This window comes from Parafrankia colletiae, from assembly GCF_001854655.1.
GTDB classification, from domain to species: domain Bacteria; phylum Actinomycetota; class Actinomycetes; order Frankiales; family Frankiaceae; genus Parafrankia; species Parafrankia colletiae.
In genome coordinates this window covers 1-6,388 of sequence record NZ_MBLM01000049.1, presented here as the reverse complement: position 1 = coordinate 6,388, position 6,388 = coordinate 1, and the positions used below count along the sequence as shown (strand labels likewise).

The following is a 6,388-nucleotide window of genomic DNA, read 5'->3' as shown; positions in this document are numbered from 1 at the left end:
CGTCACGATCTACCGGTGGGTGCAGCGCTTTACACCCCTGCTGGTCGAGGCCGCGCGGCCGTGTCGGCACCGACCCGGCGACAGGTGGTTCATCGACGAGACCTACGTGAAGGTCGCCGGCCTGTGGACCTACCTGTACCGGGCCGTCGACCAGCACGGTCAGGTCCTCGACGTCCTCGACGTCCTCGCCAGCACGCGCCGCGACCATGCCGCCGCCCGCCGGTTCTTCGTCCGGGCGCTGTCTCATGGCCGGCGGCCGGTGGAGGTCACCACCGACAAGGCCCCGGTCTACCCGCGGGTCCTGGACGACCTGGTGCCCGAGGCCTGTCACGTCGACGCGGCCCGGGAGAACAACCGGATCGAAGCCGATCATGGCCGGCTCAAAGCCCGACTCCGGCCGATGCGCGGCCTGAAACGGCTCCGCTCGGTCCAGACGATCAGCACCGGGCACGCTCTTGTTCAGAACATCCGCCGTGGCCACTACGAGCTCGCCGTCGATACCGACCCGAGACTGCGGCTGGCCGCCGCGTTCACCGAACTCGCCGCCGCCGTCTGACCGTCGGTCGCCGCGGCCGCTGGCATGCCCTGCTTCCTCACAATGCAACAGTGCGCTTTCGGGTGTCTTGTCGTAGCGGGTGGCCAGACCCCGGCACTCCTTGATCTTGTTGATGCCACGCTCCACGGTGTTGCGGTCTTTGTAGAGCGTGGCGTCGTGGCTGACCGGGCGGCCACCGAGGCTGCCGCGCTTCTTACGGTTGGCCATCTGGTCGGCCTTCTCCGGGATCACCGCCCGGATCTTCCGTGTGCGCAGGTGGGCACGGTTGGCGCGGGAGGAGTACGCCTTGTCCGCGGCGACCGCGTCCGGCCGGGTCCTGGGGCGGCCGACCGGTCCACGCACCTTGATCTTCTTCAGGACCGGGAGGAAACGCGGGCTGTCCGCGGCCTGTCCGGGGGTGAGGATGATGGACAGCGGCGGCAGCGCCGGTCGGTCGCGAGGTGCACCTTGCTGGTCAGCCCGCCCCGGGAGCGTCCCAGCTCGGCGGCCTTCAGCCGGGCCTTGTGGCGTCGGCGTACCGCGCGGCGCCGGGCCCGTTCGGTTTCCTCTGCGTCCTCGGACACCTCGGCTACCGGGTCGTTTTGTCCGGTTTCCGAAGCCCCTTTTCCTCCGTCAGGGCTTTCTCGATGTCCTCCAGGAGGTCCGGGTCGACCACCATGCCCGCCGCGTGGTGATGCGCGCGGGCGACGGTGAAGTCCACGCTGACCAGGCTGAGATCGACACCGTCGCGCACCGCCGCCTCGGTGATCATCGCGTCCATGAGGGTCTGGAAGACCCCGTCACGCGCCCACAGACGGAACCGGTCGTAGATCGTCGACCAGGAGCCGTAGCGGTTCGGCACATCCCGCCAGGGGCTGCCGGTACGGAACCTCCACATCACCGCGTTGAAGTAGCTGCGCAGGTCAGGGATCGGTCCGGACGCCCCCAGCGGGAGGTGCGGTTCGATCAACCCCCATTCACCGTCGGTCAGGTCACCACGCGTCATACAACCGTGCTACCAGCCGAAGCACCCGGACGAAGGACGAACACCCCGACTGTGATCCAGACCCAGAACAGGCCCTAGCCGTCTGCCCCAGCCGTCGCCGTACTCCGCGCGGAGTACGGCGAAGTGTCTGCCGTGGCCAGACGCGTCAGCCCCGCCGGCTTGGCAGCGTGATCGCCATGACTTCTGAACTACGGGCGCCCGACCACTCCGGTGCCGATACCAGACCGAAGAGATCACGGACCAAGACCGTGCTGCCGTGGCTCATGCTGGCTGTGTGGATCGGGCTGGTGGTGGGCGGCTACTCACTCGCCGGCAAGCTCGCCTCGGTGACCCGCGATGGCCAGGCCGACTACCTGCCGGCCAGCGCCCAGTCGACCAAGGTGCTCCAGGCCGAGGCCGAGCTGCCCGGCGGTGAGAACGGCCTGCTCGTGGTCGTGTACGAACGACCCGACGGCCTCCAACCGGGCGATCGGGAGGCGGTCGTACGCGGCCAGACCGAGCTGGCGGAGCGATTCGGCAACGACACCGACGCACCGCCCCAGATCGTCGACTCCGAGGACGGCACGGCCCTGATGTACACGCTGCCGCTCGACCGCGAGGCGATCGACGAGAAGGCTGGCGCGACCGCGGAGGCGCGCGACCTTCTCGCCGACCAGCCGGACGGTCTGAACGCATATGTCACCGGTCCGACCGCGCTAGGGTCCGACATGGACGAGGTCTTCGATGCCGTCGACTCGACTTTGTTGCTCGCTACTGCCGTAGTGGTGGCGGTCCTGTTGATCCTTACTTATCGCAGTCCGCTGCTGTGGCTGGTCCCGCTCACGGCGGTCGGGGTCGCGGCGATCATGTCGATGGGTGTTGTTTACGCACTCACCCAGATCTTCGACTTCACCGTGACGAGCATGAGCTCGGCGCTGCTGATCGTCCTGGTCTTCGGTGCGGGCACCGACTACGCCTTGCTTCTCGTGTCTCGCTACCGCGAGGAGCTGCATCACCACGAGCGGCCGATCGACGCGATGCTGGCGGCGCTGYGTGGGGCCGGYCCGGCAATCCTCGCTTCGGCGGYGACGGTGGTAGCCGGCCTGTTGTGCCTGTTGGCCGCGGATCTCAACAGCACCAGCGGTCTCGGCCCGGTGGGTGCGGCGGGCATCGGGTCCGCGCTGCTCGTCATGCTGACGCTTTTCCCGGCCCTGCTGGTGGTGCTCGGGCGCCGGGTCTTTTGGCCGTTCGTGCCGCGACTCGGGGTTGAGGCACACATATCTGGTTCTCGGTGGGCTCGGCTTGGCGAGCTGGTTGCGCGCCGCCGCGTCGTCAGCTGGGCGGTGCCGCTGGTGATCCTGGGCGGTCTCGCGCTGGGCACAGTGGGTGCCAGCGGCTCGCTTCCACAGCTGGACCAGTTCGCCCGTTCGACACCGGAGTCGGTGACCGGGGCGAAGCTGATCGAGGCGCGCTACCCCGACCAGAGCGGTCAGYCGCTCACCGTGATGAGTCGGCCGGACCAGAGCCGCGAGGTCCTGGCCGCCGTCGAAAGTACGCTGGGGGTTGCCGAAGCCGAGATCGGCCGGGCCAGCGACGACTGGGTGGAGATCTCCGTGATCCCGGTCGACTCGCCAGAAAGCGCGGGTGAGACGGCAACGATCAAGCGGCTGCGGGAGCACGTGCACCAGGTCGCCGGTGAGGCCGTGCTGGTCGGCGGGCCGAGTGCCGAAAGGCTTGACGAGGCCGAGACCAACAAAAGCGACCGCAATCTGGTGATGCCGCTGATCCTGCTGGTGGTGCTCGCCATCCTCGGGCTACTGCTGCGGGCGATCGTGGCTCCGCTGGTATTGGTCGCCACCGTCCTGGTGTCGTTCTTCGGAGCCCTCGGACTGTGCAACCTGTTGTTTGACCAGGTGCTCGGTTTCGCCGGGTTGGAGCCGTCGGTGCCCCTGATCGGGTTCCTTTTCCTGGTCGCACTCGGTGTCGACTACAACATCTTCTTGATGACCCGGGTACGCGAGGAAGCCGCCCGGCACGGCACTGTCGATGGCACGAAGCGTGGCCTCGCGGTGACCGGCGGCGTTATCACCTCGGCCGGCGTCGTGCTGGCGGCGACGTTCGCGGTGCTCGCCACGCTGCCGCTCGTCATGCTCGTCGAGATTGGGATACTGGTCGCCGTCGGCGTGCTCATCGACACCTTGCTGGTGCGGTCCATCGTGGTTCCTGCACTGACAATGTCGCTGGGTTCGCGGATCTGGTGGCCCAGCAAGCTCTAGCGCGCGGCATAGGACTGTGTCGATGACCCTGTGTGAACGATGATGGCGCTCCGTCCGCCAGTAGCCGATCGGCTGCTGGCAGCGGCGTCGTTCGTGCTCGGCGTCGTCGCCGCGATCACGCTCGAGGCGGTCGATTTCGACGGCGAGCGAAGCGTAGATCTGTGGGCGATCGCGCTCCTGGGCGCGATGTCGGCGGCGTTACTGGCCCGCCGGCGCTGGCCGATCCTCGTCGTCCTCGCGGTCCTCGCAGTGTCGACGCCGTACCACATCCTCGACTATCCCCATGAGGCCACGATGCCGGCCTCACTTGTGGCGGCGTTCACGGCGGCGCGCTGCAGCGAGCCACCGCGGCGGGCCGCCGCCGCCCTGCTGGCGGTGGCCGCGGTGACCGTGCCGGTCCTCGCCGACGAGGCGTCGGGGGCACCTGACGATGCTCTCCTCGGCGTCGGCTGGCTGTTCATGGCCTTCTTCGCCGGGCTGGCGGTCCGCTTCCATGAAAACTGGACGGCCGCCGTCACCGCGCGGCTCGAGCAGGAGCGTGCCGACGAGGTCGAGCGGCGGGTCGCCGAGGAGCGGGTCCTGATCGCTGCCGAGCTGCACGATGTCCTAGCGCACGGCCTCGCGGTCGCGAACGTCCAGGCGTCCGTCGCTGCGCACCTGATCGACCAGCTGCCGAGGCGCGGGGACGCGTCGCTGCGGGAGCTGTCCAGCACGCTGCATGACCTGTCGGACACGAGCCGGGCCACACTCCATGAGCTGCGTGCCGTTCTGGACGTGCTGCATGGTGGCGAGGCCGAGCCAACCGAGCCAGCGCCCCACCTCGGCGAGCTGCAGCGTCTGGTGGAGATGGCCGAGGCGGCTGATGTCCGAGTCGACGTGGAGGCTGACGGGCTCCCGGACGAGTTGCCGTCGACGGTGTCCGTCGTGGCCTATCGGATTATCCAGGAGTCGCTCACCAATGTCATTCGACACTCGACGRCCAAGCACGCGACCGTCCGGCTCGACCAGAACGGCCACCGGCTGCGGATCGCGGTCGTCGATCACGGGCCCGCGCGACCGAGCTCAACCGTGACACCCGGCTTCGGGATCGCCGGGATGACAGGGCGAGCACAGGCCGTCGGTGGCGAATTGTCCGCAGGCCCGGGCGAGTCCGGAGGATTCGAGGTATGGGCCAGCCTGCCGCTGCCGGAGATCTGGCGGGTGCCGTAGTGATCCGGGTCCTGCTCGCCGACGACCAGACACTGGTGCGCGGCGCGTTCGCGCTGCTGGTTAACTCCGCTGACGACATGGAGGTCGTCGGGGAGGCCGGCACCGGCGACGAGGCGCTGACGCTGACCCGGGACCTGCGCCCCGACGTCGTCTTGATGGACATCAGGATGCCGAGCACCGACGGCATCGAGGCGACTCGGCAGATCTTCGCTGACGATGGAGCGAGCGGCAGCAGGGTGCTGATCCTGACCACGTTCGAGACAGACACCAACGTACTGCGCGGCCTTCGCGCGGGGGCGTGCGGATTCCTGCCCAAGGACACCCGTCCGGACGCGCTGCTGGACGCCATCCGCACCATCGCGGCGGGGGAGGCGCTGCTGTCGCCCGGCGCGACCAGGGCGGTCATCACCCGTGCGCTGAGTCACCCGGACGCGCCTGCGCCTGAGCGGCTGGCCAGCCTGACGGCGCGCGAACGCGAGGTGCTTCGGCTCATCGCCGCGGGCCGAAGCAACCAAGAGATCGCGGACGAGCTGGTCGTCAGCCCGCTGACCGCCAAGACTCACGTGGGCCGCATCCTCGCGAAGATGGGCGCTCGCGACCGGGTCCATCTCGTGATCGCCGCCTACGAAGCCGGGCTCCCCTAGGTCTGTCTTCCGCACATGGGGTTTCGATGGGTTGACCGGCCTGGTTACCGATCAAGGTGGCCGGGTGGGGTCGACGCCGAGGACGGTGAGGAGGTGCTGGTGCAGCGCCGATGGGCGGGGGATGTAGGCGCACTGTTGCATTGTGAGGAAGCAGGGCATGCCAGCGGCCGCGGCGACCGACGGTCAGACGGCGGCGGCGAGTTCGGTGAACGCGGCGGCCAGCCGCAGTCTCGGGTCGGTATCGACGGCGAGCTCGTAGTGGCCACGGCGGATGTTCTGAACAAGAGCGTGCCCGGTGCTGATCGTCTGGACCGAGCGGAGCCGTTTCAGGCCGCGCATCGGCCGGAGTCGGGCTTTGAGCCGGCCATGATCGGCTTCGATCCGGTTGTTCTCCCGGGCCGCGTCGACGTGACAGGCCTCGGGCACCAGGTCGTCCAGGACCCGCGGGTAGACCGGGGCCTTGTCGGTGGTGACCTCCACCGGCCGCCGGCCATGAGACAGCGCCCGGACGAAGAACCGGCGGGCGGCGGCATGGTCGCGGCGCGTGCTGGCGAGGACGTCGAGGACGTCGAGGACCTGACCGTGCTGGTCGACGGCCCGGTACAGGTAGGTCCACAGGCCGGCGACCTTCACGTAGGTCTCGTCGATGAACCACCTGTCGCCGGGTCGGTGCCGGCACGGCCGCGCGGCCTCGACCAGCAGGGGTGTAAAGCGCTGCACCCACCGGTAGATCGTGACG

The 6,388-nt window shown here is 68.8% G+C and carries 5 protein-coding genes and 1 pseudogene; 4 read left to right on the top strand and 2 right to left on the bottom strand.

The genetic code is table 11. The features are described 5' to 3' along the window. Positions 1–556, top strand: a 556-nt coding sequence (locus tag CC117_RS07885) for an IS6 family transposase (protein WP_071083094.1), incomplete at its 5' end; no start/stop codon positions are given. A gap of 66 nt (positions 557–622) precedes the next feature. Here CC117_RS07885 and CC117_RS40410 read toward each other — a convergent pair. Further along, positions 623–1,541: pseudogene (locus tag CC117_RS40410) on the bottom strand (IS5 family transposase); the annotation flags it as partial. A 176-nt stretch (positions 1,542–1,717) separates the two neighbouring features. On the opposite strand from CC117_RS40410, the gene CC117_RS07875 reads away from it, so the two are divergent. From CC117_RS07875 to CC117_RS07865, 3 genes are read left to right on the top strand one after another with little or no spacing between them, the layout of a single operon-like run. Further along, positions 1,718–3,796: an MMPL family transporter gene (locus CC117_RS07875; protein ID WP_071083096.1), complete on the top strand. Its 2,079-nt coding sequence runs from the start codon at positions 1,718–1,720 to the stop codon at positions 3,794–3,796. 39 nt (positions 3,797–3,835) lie between these two features. Then, positions 3,836–5,005 carry a sensor histidine kinase gene (locus CC117_RS07870; RefSeq protein WP_241829929.1) on the top strand — a complete coding sequence of 390 codons (1,170 nt, stop codon included), beginning with the start codon at positions 3,836–3,838 and terminating at the stop codon, positions 5,003–5,005. Continuing rightward, on the top strand, positions 5,005–5,649 hold the full coding sequence (locus CC117_RS07865; RefSeq protein WP_084131725.1) for a response regulator: 645 nt from the start codon (positions 5,005–5,007) through the stop codon (positions 5,647–5,649). Before CC117_RS07870 ends, CC117_RS07865 begins: the two co-directional genes overlap by 1 nt. Positions 5,650–5,832: 183 nt before the next feature. On the opposite strand, the gene CC117_RS07860 is transcribed toward CC117_RS07865, so the two are convergent. Continuing rightward, positions 5,833–6,388 (bottom strand): IS6 family transposase (locus CC117_RS07860; RefSeq protein ID WP_071083094.1); only part of this gene is annotated, 556 nt, incomplete at its 5' end.